Raw genomic sequence first — 522 nt, forward strand, 5'->3', positions numbered from 1 at the left:
AAGGCGCTTTTCTACGCTTCGCCGCCGTCCTAGCCTCAAGGAAAAGCGGCGCGGGGACGGATCATGGACATCGAGCAACTGCGCCGGGGCGCGCAGACGCCGGCCCAGGCGGGGGCGGGCGACCTGGGCGGGGTCTCGACCGATCTCGCGGACGCCTTCGCGGTCGACCCCCACTTCAACTGGTTCCTGCGCGACGACGCCGGCCGCGCCAGGGTCCGCCGCCGTTTCTTCCGTTTCCTGATCGATCGCATGGCCTTCCCCGCCGGGCGGATAGACCGGCCGAACGGCGGCGGCGCGGCGGCGGTGTGGATGCCGTCGGAGGCGCTGGCGCCCCAGCCGCTGTGGCGCGAGCTGCAGGCCCTGCCCATGCTGCTGGCGGCCACGGGCCTGGAGCGTTTTCCCCGGCTGACGGCGCTGCGGGCGGACATGGACGCCCACCACCCGATGGACCAGCCCCACGTCTATCTGTGGTTCCTCGGCGTCGCGCCCCAGGCCCAGGGGCTGGGCGTCGGCTCGCGCCTG

1 protein-coding gene is annotated in these 522 nt (G+C 73.4%); it reads left to right on the forward strand.

The annotated features are described in order from the left end of the window. Positions 1-63 precede the first annotated feature (63 nt). Positions 64-522, forward strand: a 459-nt coding sequence (locus D1614_RS25050; RefSeq protein WP_119440544.1) for an N-acetyltransferase, incomplete at its 3' end; no start/stop codon positions are given.

The sequence above is a fragment of the Maribellus luteus genome (assembly GCF_003576475.1).
Lineage (GTDB): Bacteria > Bacteroidota > Bacteroidia > Bacteroidales > Prolixibacteraceae > Draconibacterium > Draconibacterium luteum.